This window comes from Salsipaludibacter albus (genome assembly GCF_019798055.1).
In the GTDB taxonomy this organism is placed as follows: domain Bacteria; phylum Actinomycetota; class Nitriliruptoria; order Nitriliruptorales; family Nitriliruptoraceae; genus Salsipaludibacter; species Salsipaludibacter albus.
This window is the reverse complement of sequence record NZ_JAHOPH010000049.1, coordinates 1-18,378: the sequence shown is the minus strand read 5'-3', so window position 1 is coordinate 18,378 and position 18,378 is coordinate 1. Positions and strand designations below refer to the sequence as shown.

At 71.7% G+C, this 18,378-nt stretch carries 14 protein-coding genes; 5 read left to right on the top strand and 9 right to left on the bottom strand.

The annotated features are described in order from the left end of the window. Positions 1–12 precede the first annotated feature (12 nt). From KR546_RS18010 to KR546_RS17975, 8 genes are all read right to left on the bottom strand, one after another. Positions 13–1,512 carry a CoA-acylating methylmalonate-semialdehyde dehydrogenase gene (locus KR546_RS18010; protein ID WP_238446110.1) on the bottom strand — a complete coding sequence of 500 codons (1,500 nt, stop codon included), beginning with the start codon at positions 1,510–1,512 and terminating at the stop codon, positions 13–15. A gap of 36 nt (positions 1,513–1,548) precedes the next feature. Continuing rightward, positions 1,549–3,063, bottom strand: a complete 1,515-nt coding sequence (locus KR546_RS18005) for an amidase (RefSeq protein ID WP_238446109.1) — start codon at positions 3,061–3,063, stop codon at positions 1,549–1,551. Next, the gene (locus KR546_RS18000) at positions 3,060–3,968 is read right to left on the bottom strand and encodes an ATP-binding cassette domain-containing protein (protein ID WP_238446108.1); all 909 of its coding nucleotides are present in this window, start codon (positions 3,966–3,968) and stop codon (positions 3,060–3,062) included. The genes KR546_RS18005 and KR546_RS18000 overlap by 4 nt, the downstream gene beginning before the upstream one ends. After that, complete coding sequence (locus KR546_RS17995) at positions 3,965–5,071, bottom strand: ABC transporter ATP-binding protein (RefSeq protein WP_238446107.1); 1,107 nt, start codon at positions 5,069–5,071, stop codon at positions 3,965–3,967. Before KR546_RS17995 ends, KR546_RS18000 begins: the two co-directional genes overlap by 4 nt. Next, the gene (locus KR546_RS17990) at positions 5,068–5,940 is read right to left on the bottom strand and encodes an ABC transporter permease (RefSeq protein ID WP_238446106.1); all 873 of its coding nucleotides are present in this window, start codon (positions 5,938–5,940) and stop codon (positions 5,068–5,070) included. Before KR546_RS17990 ends, KR546_RS17995 begins: the two co-directional genes overlap by 4 nt. Further along, a complete protein-coding gene (locus KR546_RS17985; protein ID WP_238446105.1) occupies positions 5,937–6,884 on the bottom strand; it encodes an ABC transporter permease in 948 nt (315 codons plus the stop codon). Before KR546_RS17985 ends, KR546_RS17990 begins: the two co-directional genes overlap by 4 nt. 69 nt (positions 6,885–6,953) lie before the next feature. After that, the gene (locus KR546_RS17980; RefSeq protein WP_238446104.1) at positions 6,954–8,552 is read right to left on the bottom strand and encodes an ABC transporter substrate-binding protein; all 1,599 of its coding nucleotides are present in this window, start codon (positions 8,550–8,552) and stop codon (positions 6,954–6,956) included. Between the two features lie 172 nt (positions 8,553–8,724). After that, entirely contained in the window at positions 8,725–10,080 is a 1,356-nt protein-coding gene (locus tag KR546_RS17975) for a P1 family peptidase (RefSeq protein ID WP_238446103.1), read from the bottom strand. 254 nt (positions 10,081–10,334) lie between these two features. Between KR546_RS17975 and KR546_RS17970 the strand changes: the two genes are divergently transcribed. Next, positions 10,335–11,966: a PucR family transcriptional regulator gene (locus KR546_RS17970; RefSeq protein WP_238446102.1), complete on the top strand. Its 1,632-nt coding sequence runs from the start codon at positions 10,335–10,337 to the stop codon at positions 11,964–11,966. A gap of 87 nt (positions 11,967–12,053) precedes the next feature. Here the strand turns inward: KR546_RS17970 and KR546_RS17965 are convergent, their stop codons facing one another. Next, positions 12,054–13,961, bottom strand: a complete 1,908-nt coding sequence (locus KR546_RS17965) for a Xaa-Pro dipeptidyl-peptidase (RefSeq protein WP_238446101.1) — start codon at positions 13,959–13,961, stop codon at positions 12,054–12,056. A gap of 342 nt (positions 13,962–14,303) precedes the next feature. Between KR546_RS17965 and KR546_RS17960 the strand changes: the two genes are divergently transcribed. From KR546_RS17960 to KR546_RS17945, 4 genes are read left to right on the top strand one after another with little or no spacing between them, the layout of a single operon-like run. Continuing rightward, on the top strand, positions 14,304–15,851 hold the full coding sequence (locus tag KR546_RS17960; protein WP_238446100.1) for a sugar ABC transporter ATP-binding protein: 1,548 nt from the start codon (positions 14,304–14,306) through the stop codon (positions 15,849–15,851). A 27-nt stretch (positions 15,852–15,878) separates the two neighbouring features. Further along, on the top strand, positions 15,879–16,277 hold the full coding sequence (locus KR546_RS17955; RefSeq protein ID WP_238446099.1) for a nuclear transport factor 2 family protein: 399 nt from the start codon (positions 15,879–15,881) through the stop codon (positions 16,275–16,277). After that, entirely contained in the window at positions 16,274–17,305 is a 1,032-nt protein-coding gene (locus tag KR546_RS17950) for an ABC transporter permease (RefSeq protein ID WP_238446098.1), read from the top strand. The genes KR546_RS17955 and KR546_RS17950 overlap by 4 nt, the downstream gene beginning before the upstream one ends. After that, positions 17,302–18,342, top strand: coding sequence for an ABC transporter permease (locus KR546_RS17945; protein ID WP_238446097.1), 1,041 nt, complete (start codon positions 17,302–17,304; stop codon positions 18,340–18,342). Before KR546_RS17950 ends, KR546_RS17945 begins: the two co-directional genes overlap by 4 nt. Positions 18,343–18,378: the final 36 nt, after the last annotated feature.

Here is an 18,378-nt window from a genome sequence, read left to right as displayed (position 1 = left end):
GTCGGGTGGGGGTCAGTCGTTGCGGGGGAAGCCGAGGTCGACGGTCGAGCTCTCCGGCGACGGCCAGCGGCTCGAGACGACCTTGGTGCGGGTGTAGAAGTGGATGCCCTCGGGGCCGTAGACGTGGCTGTCGCCGAACAGCGAGTCCTTCCAGCCACCGAAGGAGTACATCGACGCCGGGACCGGGATCGGGACGTTGACGCCCACCATGCCGACCTCGACCTCCTCGGTGTAGCGCCGGGCGGCACCGCCGTCACGGGTGAACACGGCGGTGCCGTTGCCGTACGGGTTGGCGTTGACCAGCGCGAGCGCGTCGTCGAAGGTGTCGACCCGCACCACGGACAGCACCGGGCCGAAGACCTCCTCGCGGTAGACCTCCATGTCCGGCGTGACGTGGTCCACCAGGGTCGCGCCCAGGAAGAACCCGCCGTCGCCGTGGCCCACGTCGGCGACGGCGTGGTCGCGTCCGTCGACCCGGAGCGTCGCCCCGGCGTCGGCCGCGCCGGCGACGTGGCCCGCGACCCGGTCCCGGTGCTCGCGGGTGATCAGCGGTCCCATCTCGGCGTCGGGGTCGGACCCGGGCGCGACGACCAGGTCCGCGATCCGCTCCTCGATCCCCTCGACCAGGGGGTCGGCCACGTCGCCCACCGCGACCACCACCGAGATCGCCATGCAGCGCTCACCGGCCGAGCCGTAGGCCGCCGACACGGCACTGTCGGCGGCCAGGTCGACGTCGGCGTCGGGCAGCACCACCATGTGGTTCTTGGCCCCGCCCAGTGCCTGGACGCGCTTGCCGTGGGCGGTGCCGGTCTCGTAGACGTACCGCGCGATCGGGGTCGAGCCGACGAAGCTGACGGCGTCCACGTCGGGATGTTCCAGCAGTCGGTCGACCGCCACCTTGTCCCCGTTGACGACGTTGAACACCCCGGGTGGGAACCCGGCCTCGTGGACCAGCTCGCCCAGCAGGCGGGGTGCCGACGGGTCCCGTTCGGACGGCTTGAGCACGAACGTGTTGCCACAGGCCAGGGCGTTGGCCGCCATCCACAACGGGACCATGACCGGGAAGTTGAACGGGGTGATGCCCGCGACGACGCCCAGCGGCTGGCGCAGTTCGTGGACGTCGACCTGCGACGACACGCGCGACGACATCCCGCCCTTGAGCAGGTTGCCCAGGCCACAGGCGAACTCGACGTTCTCGATGCCACGGGCGACCTCGCCCAGCGCGTCGGCATGGACCTTGCCGTGCTCGGCGGTCAGTGCCCGGGCGAGCTCGTCGCGGTTGTCGTCCAGGACCCGTCGCAGCGCGAACAGCAGGTCGGTCCGCCGGGACAGGCTGGTCCGCGCCCAGCCGGTGGCGGCGGTCCGGGCCGCCGCGACCGCGGCGTCCACCTCGGCGATGTCGGCCAGGGCGACCTCGCCGGTCTTCGTCCCGGTCGCCGGGTCGAACACGGGTCCGACCCGGTCGAAGGAGCCGGCGGACGCGCCGCCGACCAGGTGTCCGATGCGCTGCATGGTGGGCCTCGATGCTCGGTCGGTCGTGGAGCGGATTCAGGCTGGCGGTGGGGGCGGCTGCTCACCATGGTGGTCGCTGGTGGTCCGGGTCGCCCGGACGAGGTCGCGGACGACCGGGGTCGGCCAGTCCGGGGTGACGTCGTCGGGCCGGTGGCGTTCCCACCAGGCACCCGCCGCGAGGACCCCACGGTCGTCGAACCGTCGCCCCGCCAGCTGCACGCCGATCGGCCGACCGTCGTCGGTCCAGCCGGCCTGCACCGCCAGCGCGGGCTGGTGGGAGAAGTTGTACGGCACCGTGAAACCGATGTGGTGCATCGCCGTCGCGACGTCGTTGGTCGGCCCGGGCCACGTGGCGGGGAAGGTCGCGACCGGGCTGACCGGGGACACGACGAGGTCGAACGCCGTCGTCGCGGCCAGGGTCGCCGCGCCGACCGCGAGCTGCTGCTGGGTGGCCGCCATCAGCGCGACCGGGTCCACGTCGGCTCCGCCACGCACCCAGTCGACGATGTAGGGCAGCACGCGGTCGCGGGCGTCGGCGTCCAGGGCGGAGTAGTCGGCCCAGCCACGCGCCCGCCAGAACAGGTCGAGCCCGGCGAGCTGCTCGCCGTCGAGGAACGGGTCGATCTCGGTGACCTCGGCGCCGGCCGCGGCCATGGCCTCGGCCACGGCGACCACGACCGCGTCGACCTGGGGGTCGACCGGCATCCCGGCGCCGGCGTCCCGGTGCAGGGCCACCCGCATCCCGGCGACGTCGAGGTCGGTCGGCACGAAGGTCCCGGTCGTGGGTGGCAGGCTGAGGTGGTCCCGGTCGGCGGGGTCGGGCCGGGCGACGACGTCCAGCAGCAGGGCCGCGTCGGCGACCGTGCGGGTCATCGGGCCGACCACGCGACCCCAGTACGGCGGGTCGATCGGCACCCGGCCCCAGCTGGGCTTGAGCGCCACCGTCGCGGTCCAGCCCGCCGGCAACCGGACCGAGCCCCCGATGTCGGAGCCCAGGTGCAACGGGCCGTAGCCGGCTGCCGCAGCCGCCGCCGCCCCCGCGCTGGAGCCACCCGGGTTCCAGTCCAGGTTCCACGGGTTGCGAGCCAGGTCGTGGAAGCTGGACAGGCCGCTGGAGGCCATGCCCCAGTCCGGCATCGTGGTCTTGCCCAGCAGGACCGCCCCGGCCTCGCGCACCCGCGCGGCCGGCGGGCCGTCCTCCGTGGCCGGGACCAGCTCGGTCGCTGCCGTGCCGCCGGGCACGGCCGTGCCGGCGGTCGGGATGTTCTCCTTGAGGGTGATCGGGATCCCGTCGAGGTCGCCCGCCGGAGCTCCCTCCGCCCAGCGGTCGGCACTTGCCCGCGCGGCGGCCCCCGCGCCCTCGTCGTCGACCACCCAAAGCGCGTGGACGGCTGGCTCGCACGCCGCCATCCGTGCCCGGACGGCGTCCAACACCTCGGTGGGCGAGACGGTCCGCGCCCGGTAGGCGGCCAGCAGCGCGGTCGCCGTGGCATCGGCCAGGTCGTCGGGCAGGTCCTCGGCAGGTCCGGCCGACGGGATGGACGGGGTCATCGGCGCACCTCCCGGTCGGCATCGGCTCCGGGAGCAGCAGCGCCCGCGGCAGCGGCCAGCCCGGCGGCGTCCTGGCCGGCGAGCGCCCGCTCGAGGCTGGGGACCGCACCCAGCAGCTGGCGCGTGTAGGGATGCTCGGGACGGGTCGTCACCCGGTCCGCGGGCCCCTGCTCGACGATCTCGCCCTCCTGCATCACCGCGATGGTGTCGCAGACCCGCCGGACCACCGACAGGTCGTGGGACACGAACACCAGGGTCAGGTCGAACTCGTCGACCAGGTCGGCCAGCAGGTTGAGCACCTGGGCGCGCACGGACACGTCCAGGGCGCTGACGGGCTCGTCGGCCAGCAGGACCGCGGGACGCGTCGACAACGCCCGCGCGATCGCGATCCGTTGTCGCTGGCCACCGGAGAACTGGTGGGGGTAGCGGTCGGCGGCCCGCGCGGGCAGGCCGACCGCCTCGAGCAGCTCGTCGAGTCGCCCGAGCCGGTCCGGGTGGCCCTGGGCGACCAGCGGCTCGGTGACGATGTCGCGCACCTTCATGCGGGGGTCCAGCGAGCCCATCGGGTCCTGGAACACCACCTGCAGGTCCTCGCGCAGGAACCCCAGCCGGCGTTCCGGCACCCCGGTGACCTCGCGTCCCCGGAACCGGATCGTCCCGGACGTCGGACGGTCCAGCGCGGCCAGCAGTCGCAGCAGGGTGGACTTGCCCGAGCCCGACTCGCCCACGATCCCGAACCGCTGCCCGGCCCGGACGTCCAGCGACACGCCGCGCAGGGCGTGCACCGGCTCGGGCGCCCGCAGCAGCGAGGAGCGCGGGCGGGGGAAGTCGCGCACCAGGTCGCGCACCTCGAGCAGGGCCGGCTGGTCGCCGTCAGGCGGGGTCGGTGTCGTCGACGTCGTCACGTCACACCTCCCGGCTCGCTGGCCGCCGTGTCGCCGGGGGCGGCCGTGTCCTCCGGGTCGTACGGGTGGACGCACGCGGCCCCGTCGCCGGGCAGGCCGTCCCACGGTGGCTCCACCTCGCAGGCCTCGTCCGCCCGCTCGCACCGGTTGCGGAAGACGCAGCCGGACGGGAAGGCGCCGGCAGGCGGCACGGTCCCCGGGATGGTCGGCAGCGGTCGTCGCAGCGAGCCGTCGGTGCCGTCGACGCCCAGCGCCCCCAGGTCCGAGGCACGCACCAGCCCCCGGGTGTAGGGATGGCGGGGCGCGGTGAAGACCCGCCGGGTGGGGCCGGCCTCGACGATGTGGCCGCCGTACATGACCAGCACCCGCTCGCACACGGTCGCGACGACGGCGAGGTCGTGGGTGATGAACAGCAGGGCGGCGTCGCGCTCGGCCGCGCCGCGCACGACCAGGTCGAGCATCTGGGCCTGCACCGTGACGTCCAGCGCGGTCGTGGGCTCGTCGCACACCAGGACGTCGGGCTCGTTGGCCAGCGCGATCGCGAGCATGACCCGCTGGCGCTGGCCACCGGAGAGCTGGTGGGGGTAGCGCCGCGCGACCCCGTCGGGGTCGCGCATCCGGACCTGGGCGAGCAGTTCGACGGCGCGGCGACGCGCGTCGCGGCCGGAGGCGAGGTCGTGAACCTCCATCACCTCGGCGACCTGGTCGCCGACGCGCATGACCGGGTTGAGCGCGGTCATCGGTTCCTGGAAGACCATCGACAGGACCCGGCCACGAAGGTCGGCCAACCGGGCGTCGGACGCGCCCACCAGGTCGTGGTCCACCGACGAGACCCGCACCGATCCCGAGGCCGACAGCCCCTCGGGGAGCAGGCCCATCACCGCCAGCGCGGTCAGGGACTTGCCCGACCCGGACTCGCCGATCAGCCCGACCCGCTCGCCGCGCCCGAGCCGGAACGACACGTCGTGCACCAGCCCGAGTCGTCCGGCCCGCACCGACAGGTCCTCCACCACCAGGCGATGGTCGTCGCCCGGCGCCCCGTCGACAGCGGCGCCACCGACCGTGACGTCGGCTGGGGTCCGGGCGGTCACGGGATCACTCATCGCGCGTCCGCCAGCCGCGGATCGAGCCGGTCCCGCAGGCCGTCACCCAGCAGGTTGAAGCCCAGCACCGCGGTGGCGATGGCGAGTCCGGGCCACAGCGCCTGCAGGGGGCTGACCGCCAGCACCGAGTACGCCTCGTTGAGCATCCGGCCCCACGACGGGATGGGCGGGGCGGTCCCGAAGCCCAGGAACGACAGGGCGGCCTCGGCCAGCGCCGCGATGGCGAACGAGACCGACGCCTGGACCAGCAGCAGGCTGGTGACGTTGGGCAGGACGTGGCGCACCGCGACCGCTGGTGCGGACCGGCCACCGGCCCGGGCCGCCAGCACGTACTCCGTGCTCATCACCTGCAGGGTCCCCGAGCGGGTGATCCGCGCGAACACCGGGATCGTGGCGATGCCGATGGCGACCATCGCGGTCGTGGTCGACGCGCCGAAGACCGCACCGAACATGATCGCCAGCAGCAGCGCCGGGAAGGCCAGCAGGAGGTCGTTGGCCCGGACCAGGACGGTCTGCAGCCAGCGCGGCGCCATCCCCATCACGATGCCCAAGGGGATCCCGCCGACCGCGGCCAGCGAGACCGCGACGATCCCGACGTACAGGGTGGTGCGCGCCCCGACCATCAGCCGGCTGAGCACGTCCCGGCCGAACTGGTCGGTGCCCAGCCAGTGGCTGCTGCTGGGCCCCATCAGGCGATTGGTCCCGTCGACCAGGTAGGGGTCCCACGGGGTCCACACGAACGACACGAGCGCCACCACCACGACCAGCCCGACCAGCACCCCGCCCACCCGCAGCGACCAGTTGGCGCGGCCCGGCTCGACGACGTCGACCGAGTCGGGGAGAACGATCGCCTCGGTCGCCGCGCTCATGCGGTGGCTCGCAGGCGTGGATCGAGCACGGTGTAGAGCACGTCCACGAGCCAGTTGATCGCCAGGATCGCCAGCACCAGGACCATGACCACGCCCTGCACCAGCAGCAGGTCGCGGTTGCGGACGCCGTCGATGAGCAGTGACCCCAGCCCCGGGATGACGAACACGCGCTCGACCACGACCGCGCCGACCAGCAGCACCGACAGCTGCAGGCCGAGCACGGTCACGATCGGGATCGCGGCGTTGCGCAGCCCGTGGTGGACCATCGCCTGCCACGACCGCAGGCCCTTCGATCGCGCGGTCCGGATGAAGTCCTCACGCTGGACGTTGAGCACCGTCGAGCGCACGTAGCGCGACAGCACCGATCCCTGGACCAGCCCCAGCGCCAGGGCCGGAAGCACCAGCCCCTGCAGGAACGCGACCGGGTCGCTGGCCGGGGTGGTCCACCCACCGGCCGGGAACCACCCGAGGGTGACCGAGAACACCGAGATCAGGATGATCCCGGCGAGGAAGCTGGGCACGGCGATGCCGACCTGGCTGATCCCCGCCAGCACGGTGCCACTGGGCCGACGGTGCTTCACCGCGGCCAGGGTTCCCAGTGGCAGCGCGATCACCAGCGCGACCAGCATCCCGGCGCCGACCAGCCACAGCGTGACCAGCGACCGGTCGACGATCTGTGGGCCGATCTCTGCCCCGGTCACGTAGCTGGTCCCGAAGTCGCCCGACGGCAGCCCCGACACCCAGTCCCAGTACTGCTCGGGCAACGGCCGGTCCAGCCCGAAGTCGGCCTCCATCTGCGCCACGGCCTCCTCCGAGGCACTGACCCCCAGGACCACCTGCGCGGGCGATCCCGGCAACACCGTCATGAAGGCGAACACCAGCACCGACGCGACCGCCAGCGTGGCGAGGAAGGTCGCCGTGCGGGTCAGGAGTTGGAACGCCATGGGGGTCGGGTCGATCCTGTCGTCGGTCCGGCGACCGGAGCCGGGGGCCGGTCGTGCGCCCGTTCGGGGTCAGCCGGCCGGGGCCAGGTCGGTCAGGTCGAAGGCCTCGCCGACCCGGTTCTCGGGCAGCCCGGTGACCGACTGGTTCGCGACCAGCAGGTTGGGTGCCAGGAACAGGAACTCGGCCGCGGCGTCCTCGGAGATGGTCCGCGCGGCCTGCGCCGTCAGCTCGACCTGCTCCTCGGGCGACCCGGTGTCGGCGTCCGCCAGGAGCTGCTGGACGTCGGCGCTGTCGTACTGGAAGTAGTAGTCCGGGTTGGCGAAGGCGCTGATGTCGCGTGGCTCGACGTGGGCGATGATCGACATGTGGTAGTCGAAGTTGGTGAACACGTCCTCGAGCCACACGGCCGGGAACTCCAGCGTCTCGATCTCGGCGGTGATGCCGACCTGGGCGAGGTTGGACTGGACCGTTTGGGCCGCGTTGACCGCGTAGGGCAGGTTCGGGACCTTGAAGTCGAGCGTGATGTCGGTGGCGTCGGCCTCCTCGAGCAGCGCCGTCGCCTGGTCGAGGTCCAGCGGGTACATCTCGGTGAGGTCTTCGTACCACGGGTCGGTCGGCGGGACCATGCTGCCGATCATGGTCCCGTAGCCGGCCCAGGCAGTGGCGCGCACGGCCTCGTTGTCGATCGCGTAGCGGATCGCCTGGCGGACCCGGACGTCGTCCAGCGGCGGGTTGGTGTTGTTGAGCGACAGCACGACCTCGCCCTGGGATGTCCCCTCGATCACCTGGTAGTCCTCGGTGTCCTCGAACTGGCCCATCGCCTCGGGGGCCTGCACGGTCGCGACCACGTCGATGTCGTCACCCAGCAGCGCGTTGTTGAGCGCGTTGCCGTCGTCGAAGTAGCGGAAGGTCACGTCGGCGTAGGCCGGCGCCTCGCCCCAGTAGTCGTCGCGACGGGTGAACTCCAGCCGGTCGCCCTGGACGAAGTTGGTCACCTCGTAGGGACCCGTCCCGATCGCGGTGGTGGCGAGGTCGTCGACGCCGTCGGTGGAGAACATCGCCCCGATCCGGGTCGTCATGGCGTACAGCCAGCTGTTGGACGGCTGGGCGAGCGTGACGACCAACTCGGTGTCGGACGGCGCCTCGACCGACTCGACGACGTCCATGCCGGCCTTCAGCGACACGGTCCAGTCGTCGGACTGGACCCGCTCGATCGAGAACTTGGCGTCCTCGGCGGTGAACTCGTCGCCGTTGGAGAAGGTGACGCCCTCGGCCAGGGTGAAGGTGTAGGTGGTGCCGTCCTCGCTGACCTCCCAGTCGGTCGCCAGCGCCGGGACGATCTCGCCGGACTGGTCGACCTTGACCAGGCCCTCGTAGACGTTCACCAGCAGTGCCTCGGGGATGGCCGCACCGTCGGTGGTGGTGAAGTCGAGGTTGAGCGGATCGGCCGCGAATCCCAGGATCACCGACGCGTCACCCGACGCGGGCGCCTCGCTGTCGGAATCGCTGGCCGTGCCTGCCTCGGTCGGGGTCACCGCCTCGGTGGCCGAGCCGGTGTCGTCGGGCGCCGGCGTGGCGTCGTCGGCCGTCTCCCCCGCCGTGCAGCCGGTGACCACCAGGGCCGTGGCCGCCACGACGGTCGCAAGTCGCCAGGTGCGCTGCTGCATGGGGGGATCCTCCTGTGTGTCCGGCGTGCCGAGCACGTCGCGGACGATGGTCGTCTGGTGGGAACCACGTGCCGGAAGCGTACTCGCGGCCCGTTGTGAACCGGGGGTGGGCGGGAGCCGACCCGGGTGGGTGGGAGCCGACCGCGGGGGGGAACAGCCGGCTCCCACCGGGTCAGGCGGTCATGCCGTGATCGTGGCGTCGGCGGCCGATCAGCGCGACACCGGCCAGCGCGAGGGCCAGGACGATCGCGCTCCACCCCGTCACGCCGACGTCACGGGCCGTGTCCATCACGGAGGTGGTGTCCCCCGCCCCGCCGGGGGACGTCGGGGGGTGACCGGACGACGCGACCGGCGGCACGACCGCGTTGTCCGACCGGTCGTTCTTCGCGCCGGAGGCCGGCTCGCCACAGATCTTGGGGTAGCGATCGCAGTAGGCGACCCGGTTCCCGAGTGTCTCCCCCTCCAGGAGCGCGTGGACGACGGCCCGGCCGAGCGCGTCGGCGGCCGCGTTGTACAGCTGCCCCAGCTGGCCGTTGCTGAGGGGCGCCGGATCCGACGTGGCCAGCGCGAACACCGTGTCGCCGTCCCCGAGGTTGTGGACCGGCTTGATCGAGCGGGACAGGCCGCTGTTGGCGATCATGGACATCCGCTGGGCCTGGGTCTGGTCCAGCGGTGCGTCGGTCGCCACGACCGCGATCGTGGTGTTGAAGGACTCCTCCCCCGCCGCACCCTGGTTGTCGCCGTCGTTGCCACGCATGGCAGGGCAGTTCCCGGGGTTGGGGTCGGCCAGCCCGAACTCGTCGCCGAGCTCGAGGAAGGCCCCGTAGGGCAGGCAGTTGTCCGGATTGATCGGCGACCCGCCGGGGTTCAACCCGACGATCGCGCCGACCGTCCAGCCGTTGTCCAGCACCACGCTGGCCGAGCCCAGGCCCCAGCTGGCACCCGTGCCCGCGCCGACCCGGCCCATCTCCACCGGGTCGTCGGTGGCGGCGTCCGCGGCCGCGTAGCCGAACGACGCGTCGGGCCGCGCCGTGAAGTCGCCGCCTCGTCCGAGATCGAACAGGATGGCGGCGGGGACGATCGGGACGACCCCCTGGCCGACGTTGTAGCCGAGCCCCTGCTCCTCGAGCCACTCCATCGCCCCCGTGGCCGTGTCCAGCCCGTAGGCGCTCCCACCGCTCAGCACGATGGCGTTCGCCCGGGTGACCAGGCCGCCGGGCTCGAGCAGGTCGGTCTCGCGGGTCCCGGGCGCTCCTCCGAAGGTGCTGTAGGAGGCAGTCGCCTCGTCCTCGGCCAGTACGACCGTGGTGCCGGTCTGGTACCCGCCACCGGTGCGGGTCTCGTGGCCGACCTGGATGCCGGGGACGTCGGTGATCGTGTTGGACGCACCGGGCTCGTCGGCCGCGGCGATGGTGGGCGTGACCAGCACCAGCGCGGTCACCGCGGCGGCCATGCCACCGAGTCGGCGACGAGTGGACCGGGAGCGGTCGGCGAAACGCACCGGCCGGGGTCGGGGGGACGGATCCATGGGGGACTCCTCGAGCGGACGCGACAGCGGCCTGGCCGACCACCGCCCCACCCGGCCTCGTACACGTCCGGATGCGACCGGGCGGAGTGGCTCTCACCCAACCCGCCACGACCGCGGCGAGGCAAGGGCCACAGTGCAAGGGGTCGGCCCCCAGGAAGTGACACCCTGTAACTGACACCCTGTCAGGACACGCGTCCCGCCTGCCCGTCACCGTGGCATCATGTGTGCCGAGCCCCGTCCCCCCCGGAGCCGTCGTGGTCACCGTCCGCAGTGCCCTGCGCCTGCCAGAGCTGCAGGTCGGCCGCCCTCGACTGGTGGCGGGCCGCGGAGGCCTGGACCGCGCGGTCCGCTGGGTCCACGTCAGCGAGCTCCCGCGGGTCGGACACCTCCTCCATGGTGGCGAACTGGTCCTGACGACCGGGCTCGGACTGGGCGAGGAGGTCGAGCTGCTGCACGAATGGGTGGAGCAGCTCGCCGACGCCGAGGCCAGTGGCGTCGTCCTCGAGCTCGGCGCACGCTTCCCCCGGACGCCGACCGCGTTGCGCACGGCGGCGGAGGCCCATCAACTCCCGCTCGTCGAGCTGCACCGCGAGGTGCGGTTCGTCGACATCACGCTGGCGGTGCACTCGCGGATCCTGACCCGCCAGCTGGGCGAATTGCAGCGGTCCGAGGAGATCCACCGGGTGTTCCACCAACTGGTGATCGAGGACGCGGTCCCCCAGGAGATCCTCGATCGAGCCGCGGCGATGGTGGACCGTCCGCTCGTGCTGGAGAACCTGTCACACCAGGTCGTGGCAGTGGCCCGCGCCGGTCGCCCACTGGAGCGAGTGCTCGACGGGTGGGAGAGGCGGTCGCGTCGGGCCGCGTCGGGACCGGTCGCCACCGGCGGAGGGAAGCCTCCCGACACCGGGCTGGTGGTCAGCGTGGTGGACGGTCGCCGCGGGCGGCTCGGCAACCTCGCCATGGTGGTGGAGGAGGAGCCCAGCTCGCTGGAACGCCTGGTGTTGGAGGGAGCCGCCGACGCCCTGGCCCTGACCCGCGGTCGTGACGACCGCCCGGATGCGCTCGATGCCCAGGCACACGGCTCGCTGCTGGCCGACGTCGTCGACCGTCGGTGGTCCACTGCCGACGACGTCGTGGTCCGCGCCCGCGCACTGGGCGTCGAGCTTGCCCACCGGCGGCTGGTGGGGTTGGTGGTCCGTTTCCCCGACGACCCCGGGGCGCCCGACCCGGCCCGTCGTGCGGCGCAACTCGTGCGGCGAGCCGTGCGTGCGGCCCACCCCGCTGCGCTCGTGGCACCGATCGACCAGCGCCAGGTCGCAGTGCTGGCCAGCCTCCCGACGGAGGTGGACCCCAGCGAGTGCCTCGGGGCGATCGCGGACGCGGTGCACGGACGCGCGGCCCCGTCCGGAGCCCTCGATGCCCTGACGATCGGGGCCGGGCGGGTGGCCCACGGCATCGTGGCCGCCGCCGACTCGCTGCAGGAGGCCAGCCACGTTGCCGAGGGGGCGGGGCCGACCGCCCCGCCGAGGCGCTACCACACCATGCGCGACGTCCGTGTCCGGGGCCTGCTCCACCTGCTGCGCGACGACGACCGTGTCCAGGCCTTCGTCGAGCGGGAACTCGGCCCGCTCCTGCACCACGACGACGATCGTGACACCCAACTCGTCCCGACCCTCCGGGCCTGGCTGGACCACGGTTGCAACAAGTCGGCCACGGCGGAGGCGCTGTTCCTCAGCCGCCCGACCCTCTACGGACGCCTCGACCAGGTCGCCCGGGTACTGGCCGTCGACCTGGACGACGTCGAGTCACGCCTGTCGCTGCACGTGGCCGTCCTCGCGCTGGACGCCATGCGGGCCGGGACGGCCACCACGACCCCGGGCTGAGGGACACCAGTCCGGGCTCGACGTGACGGACACAGGGAGGGGGCCGCGTGTCGAACACGCGGCCCCCTCCTGGATCGTCCGATGGCGTCAGCCGGCCGTCGACGCCTCGTCGGTGAGGACCAGGCCGTCGCTGCCACCGACGAGCGGCAGCGTCACACGGCTGAGCGACGGGTCGACGGTCAGCTGGGTGCCGGGATCGGGGCGCACGGTGTACTGCTGGTCGGTCGACACCACGACCAGCCCGATCCGGTGGCCGGCCGCGAAGACGTGGTCGTCCGGCTCGAGCTCCCACTCGAAGAAGTAGTCCCGCCCCTGCTCGATCGGCTTGCTGCGGTCGATCGCACTGCGGTTCTGGACGTCGGTCCAACCCCGCGTGACCATCACGGGGGCCGCGGTGCTGCCGGCCGGCCCGTAGTCCACCAGCACGGCCGTGAGGTTCGCGGCGTACCGGTTGTCGACCGAGGCGCGCAGTCGCACGGACGGCGTCCCCGACAGGTGCGCGTCCTCGCCGAGCGGCGGCGAGAGGTAGGCCAGGCGGTTGGCGTCGGGCTGGTCCGGTGCCTGGATCAGGCTGGCGTCGGTGTTGCGGTTGCGGCCGTCGTCCACGAAGGACTGCGTCGGCGCCGGGGCGCCGGGAGCACGCTGCAGGTCGAGGGTCCCCGGCGCGGTGGCGTCGTCTGCCCCGAGGTGGAGCACGGTGTCCTGTGACCCCGGCACCGGCCAGTCGGCGTACTGCTCGTAGGTGCCGTCACGGCGCTGCACGTCGGCGGCCGGCTCGTCGGTGATCCCGTTGTCGACGCCGAACAGCCAGTGGCCCATCCACTTGTTGAGCTCGTCCTGGTAGCCGGAGTTGCCGCTGGGCCCACCGTGACCACCGTTGTGGAGCCAGATCTTTCGCTCGACGCCGGCCTTGCCCAGCTCGTCCCACCAGGTCGAGTAGGCCGTGGGCATGACGTTGTAGTCCTCGAGACCGTGGACCACGAAGACGCTGGCCTCGACCTGGTCGGCGTCGTCGAGGTAGTTGCGGGCGTCCCAGTAGTCGTTGTAGTCGCCGGTCACGCGGTCCTGGTTCGCCAGCATCTCCTCGACGATGGGTCGGCACTCGTCGACCCGGGTCGGGCCGTTGACGAAGTCGGCCAGCACGTCCAGGTCCTCGCCCAGGTAGGCGTTGGAGCCCACGCCGGAGCGCCGCGAGTGGGGCGCGACGACCAGGCCGTTGGCGCGGTAGTAGTCGTACCAGTTGGCGATCGCGGCGACCGGCACGATCGTGCGCAGGCCCTCGACGCCGGTGGTGGCGACCTGGTTGGGCAGCGTGCCGTTGTAGGACACGCCGGTCATGCCCACGTCGCCCGTGGTCCAGTCGGCCTCGACCACGTTGCCGTCGCCGTCGCGGGCCTCGGCGCGACCGTTGAGCCAGTCGATGACCGCCTGGGTCCCGAGCGTCTCCATCTCGTCGCCGACCGTGGAGCAGCCGTCGGAGAAGCCGGTGCCGATGCTCTCGCCCAGCACGACGGCGTAACCACGCGGCACCCAGTAGTTGTCCAGCCCGCCCGGCAGGTCAGCCTTGGAGATCGGGGTGGCCGACGGGTCCGCCAGGGCCGCCGACAGCTGCCGTCGTGGCTGGATGCCCTCCTGGGGCATCACCGCGAAGTCCACGTCGTGGTTGGCCCCACCCCCGATGTTGGACCGGTACGGACTGTGCTCGAAGACGACCGGGACCTTGATGCCCGCGGTCTCGGTCTCCGCCGGTCGCGACAGCCGGATCCGGACCCGGTCGTCGACGCCGTCACGGTCCGAGTCGACCGTCGTCTGGACCCAGAGGGTCTCCTCGATGGCCTCGGACAGGGCGAACTGTGGCTGGACCAGCCCCCCGTCGACGACCAGCCAGTCGGGCGGGGTCGGCACGTCGCCGGCGGGGTCCGGAGCGGCGGCGGCCGGGGTGAGCACGGCCAGGGCCAGCACGGAGGATGTGGCAAGGGTGAGGAGACGACGCACGGAGGGAACCTTCCCGGGGGGTGGAAGCGCGAGCGTCCGGACCCTAGCGCGTCCCGACGCGACGCGACAGTGTCTGGTCGGTACAGGGGCATCGGCGTCCTCGACCTCCTCGGTGAACACGCACGAGAGTGACGAAGAGTCCAGAAGCAATCGATTGCAATACCCACGAACCCCTTGACGGGAACACGCGCCAACGTTACGTTCCGGCTATGACAATCGTTTGCAATCGCTTGCAGAGATGAACGAGTGGTCGCCGACCAGCCCCCTGGTCCGAGCATGCGAACCGTGTGCCTCGCGACCCCGCCGACGAGGCGGACGAACCCCTGATCCGGGAGACACTGCATGACGCAAGGGCCGAGCGACGCAGACGATCCAGCGCCGACCGCACCCATCCTCGAGGCGCACAACCTCCACAAGCACTTCGGTGGCGCGGTGGCCGTCGACGACGTCAGCCTCGAGGTCCGGCCGGGCGAGGTCCACGCCGTGGTCGGTGAGAACGGGGCCGGCAAGTCGACCTTCATGCGCATGCTCGCCGGGATCCTCGTGCCCAACGAGGGCGACGTCGTCATGGACGGCACCAGGCTCGAGCCCGGCAGCCCGCAGGAGGCGATCGATGCCGGCATCTCGCTGGTGCACCAGGAGCTGTCCCTCATCCCCGAGATGACCGTGGCCGAGAACATCGTCCTGGGGGCCATGCCCACCCGTGGCGGATTCATCCGTCGCCGTGCGCTCAAGGCGACCGCGCAGGCCGCGTTGGACGAGATCGGCGTGGGGGTGGACCTCGACGAGCCGGTCTCGCGGCTGTCGGTCGCACTGCGCCAGTTCGTCGAGATCGCCCGGGCCGTGGCGCGCGAACCGCGCGTGCTGATCCTCGACGAGCCGACCGCCACCCTCACCCCGGCCGAGACCGACTACCTGCTCGACATGCTCCAGCGACTGGCCGACCGCGGACTGGCGATCCTCTACATCTCGCACCGCATCCCCGAGATCTTCACGATCTGCGACACGGTCTCGGTCCTGCGGGACGGAGAACTGGTCGGCACGGTCGGCATCGACGACACCTCCCCGACGGACATCGTGGACATGATGGTCGGTCGGGAACTCAAGCAGGAGCTGCAGGCCGACCACGAGTCCAACCCCCAGGGGGTGGTGCTGCGGGCGCGCGACGTCCGGGCACCGGGCGTCAACGGCATCGACCTCGATGTCCGCGCGGGCGAGATCGTCGGGATCGGGGGCCTGGTCGGTGCCGGACGGACGGAGTTCGTCCGCGCGATGCTCGGCGCTGATCCGCGCAACGCGGGGACCGTGCAACTCACCGTGGACGGCGAGACCCGCTTGATTAACAGCTACGGCCAGGCCGTGGCCGCCGGGGTCGGCTACGTGCCCGAGGAACGTCGTGCCGACGGTCTGGCGCTGACGATGACCGTGCGGGACAACATCGCCCTGCCCAACCGCAAGGCGTTGTCCAGCCCGCTCGGCGTCCTGAAGCGGGGCCAGATCGTCACGTATGCCAAGGACCTGGCCGACGACGTCGGCCTCCGACCACCCAGGATCGAGCTCGAGGCCGGGGCCTACAGCGGCGGCAACCAGCAGAAGATCGTCGTCGCGAAGTGGCTCGGCCGCGCACCTGCACTCTTCGTCCTCGACGAGCCGACCAGGGGCGTCGACGTCGGTGCCAAGGCGGAGATCCATCGCCTCGTCCGGAGCCTCGCCGAACAGGGAACGGCGGTGCTGGTCATCAGCTCCGACCTGCCCGAGCTGCTCGAGTTGTCCGACACGATCCACGTCGTCCGCGACGGACAGATCGTGGGAACGCTGCCACGCGACGTCGCCGACGAGTCATCGGTGATGGCGCTCGCGTCCGGCGGCACCAGCATGATCGGCGTGTGACATCGACGGACCACGAGGAGGCCCGGCATGAGTGATCGACGCGCTCGCATCGCGGCGTACTTCACGCGCCAGTACGACACCAAGGAGGGGACGGCGCAGGACAACGTCGAGTCGCTGTTCGGCGAGGGCCTCGTGTTCCACCTGACCGGTGACAGAACGATGGGACGCCACGCGTTGGTCGCGCTGTGCCAACTCCTGCGGCGCACGCGCCACGACCGGGTGACCACGGTCACGGAACTGACGGAGGACGGTGACCAGGTCAGCTTCGTGCTGGTCATCCGGGGGACGGATCCAGCCACCCAGCACGAGGTGGCGGTCAGCACGCGCACGACCTACCGCTTCGAGGACGACCAGGTCGTCGAGGTGTGGCAGGACGACCCAGCCCAGGTCGAGCAGGCCGTACGAGCCGCGGGAGTGAGGCTGTGAGCGAGGACACGAGCACCCAGGCGACCGTGGACACCGTCGCGTCCGACCCGCCTCCCGGGCAAGCGCCGGAGCTCGAGCAGCAGGAGACCACGGCCCTGCAGTGGATCGCCGAACGGGGCATCTTCCTGTTCACGGCGCTCCTGATCGTCATCGCCGCGATCTTCGTGGACGGGTTCGCGTCGCTGGTGAACATCACCGACGTCTTCAACCGCGCCGCCCCGATCGGGATCGTGGCGGCCGGGATGACCTTCGTCGTCATCAGCGCCAACTACCTCGACCTCTCGGTGGTGGCGCAGGTGGCGACCTCGGCGGTGGTGCTGATCGCGGTCAACAACAGCGCCGGCCTCGTGCCGGCGATCGGTGTGGCCATCGCCATCGCCATCGTCTACGGGTTGGTCAACGGCGTCGCCGTCGGGGTCTTCAAGGCCAACGCGGTGATCGTCACCCTGGCGACCACGTTCATCGGCATCGGCATCCTGCGCTGGCAGAGCGGTGGCAGCATCTACTTCGCCGGTGAGGACTCGCTGATCCGCGCCTTCGGCACGGCCAAGCTCGGGCCCTTCCCGCTGTCCATGATCGTGTTCGTCGGGGTCTCCCTCGCGCTGTCGTACGTCCTGACCCGGACCACCTTCGGCTTCGTGATCAAGGCGTTCGGCTCGAACCCCGAAGCGACCCGCCTGGCGGGCATCAACACGGCCTGGGTGGTCATCGGCGCCTTCATGCTCTCGGCCCTTGGCGCGATGATCGGTGGCTTCGTGCTCGCGGCGTTCTCCCAGACCGCCGTGTCGTCGATGTCCGGTGGCTACGACTTCGAGGCGCTCGCCGCGATCGTCATCGGCGGCACGAGCGTCTTCGGCGGCAAGGGCAGCGTGCTGCGAACCCTGCTCGGCGTCATCTTCGTCAGTGTCCTGAGCAACATCATGGTCCTGTCCGGCCTCGGCTTCGGGGTCCAGCAGATGGCGATCGGCGCGCTCATCGTGGCCGCCGTGTCGTTGGACGCCCTTGCAAGGAAGGCGGCGACGTCATGAGCGACTCGAACCTGCAGCTGGGTGTGCAGGGCGGCACCGACCTGGTGTCGCGCATCCGGACCCTGGTGGCCCGGCGCACCGAGGGCCGCGCGCTGGCCCTGCTGGTCGTGGTCGTGGTGGTGGTGCTCATCATCGAGCCGACGACCTTCACCTCCTACGAAGTCACGCTGGGGCGCATCGCCCAGGTCGGCCTCGTCGCCCTCGGCCTGACGGCCGTCATCCTGATGGGCGAACTGGACCTGGCCGTGGCATCGACCCTGGCCGTGTCCGGCGTGATCATGGCCAGCATCGACAACCTGGCGCTGGGCGTCCTGGCGGCCCTGGCCGTCGGCCTGGTCATCGGCGTCGTCAACGCCTTCTTCGTCGTCAACGTGGGAATCAACTCGTTCATCGCCACCCTGGGCATGCTGTTCTTCCTGCGTGGCGCGGGGTTCGTCATCTCGGGCGAGGAGCCCGTGCGCCTGGCCAACGTCGATGCCGGCATCTCGTTCGGCCAGCCGCTCGTCGGCCCGCTGACCCCTCGCATGCTCATCTTCGTGCTGTTGTTCGTCCTGCTGCAGGTGTTCGTCACCCGCGTGCGCGTCGGGCGCGAGTTCTACGCGGTCGGTGGCAACCGCGAGGCCGCCCACGACGCCGGCATCCCGGTCCGGCGACGCGTGTACCTGGGATTCATGATCTCGGGCGCAGTCGCCGCGCTGGCCGGCGTGATGAACACCCTCGAACGCACGGCCGCTGACCCCACCGCCGGCTCGACGGTGCTGTTGTCGAGTTTCGCCGCGGCCATCATCGGCGGGATCCTGCTGACCGGGGGGCGCGGCTCGGTGTTCGGGACGCTGCTCGGTGCGGCGACGCTCGGGATCCTCCAGGTCGCCCTCACGTTTTCGGGGATGCAGGTCGACGTGCAGAACATCATCATCGGCGGCGTGCTCCTGCTGGCGGTCATCACCGACCCGGCCACGATCCGGGTCGTCGTCGCCAACACCAGGGCGCTCCTGTCGAGCCGATCAGCCCCCCAGCCCGAAGGAGGTCCAGGCTGATTCCGACCCAGCCCTGCCCCCGGTCCACCCCCACCG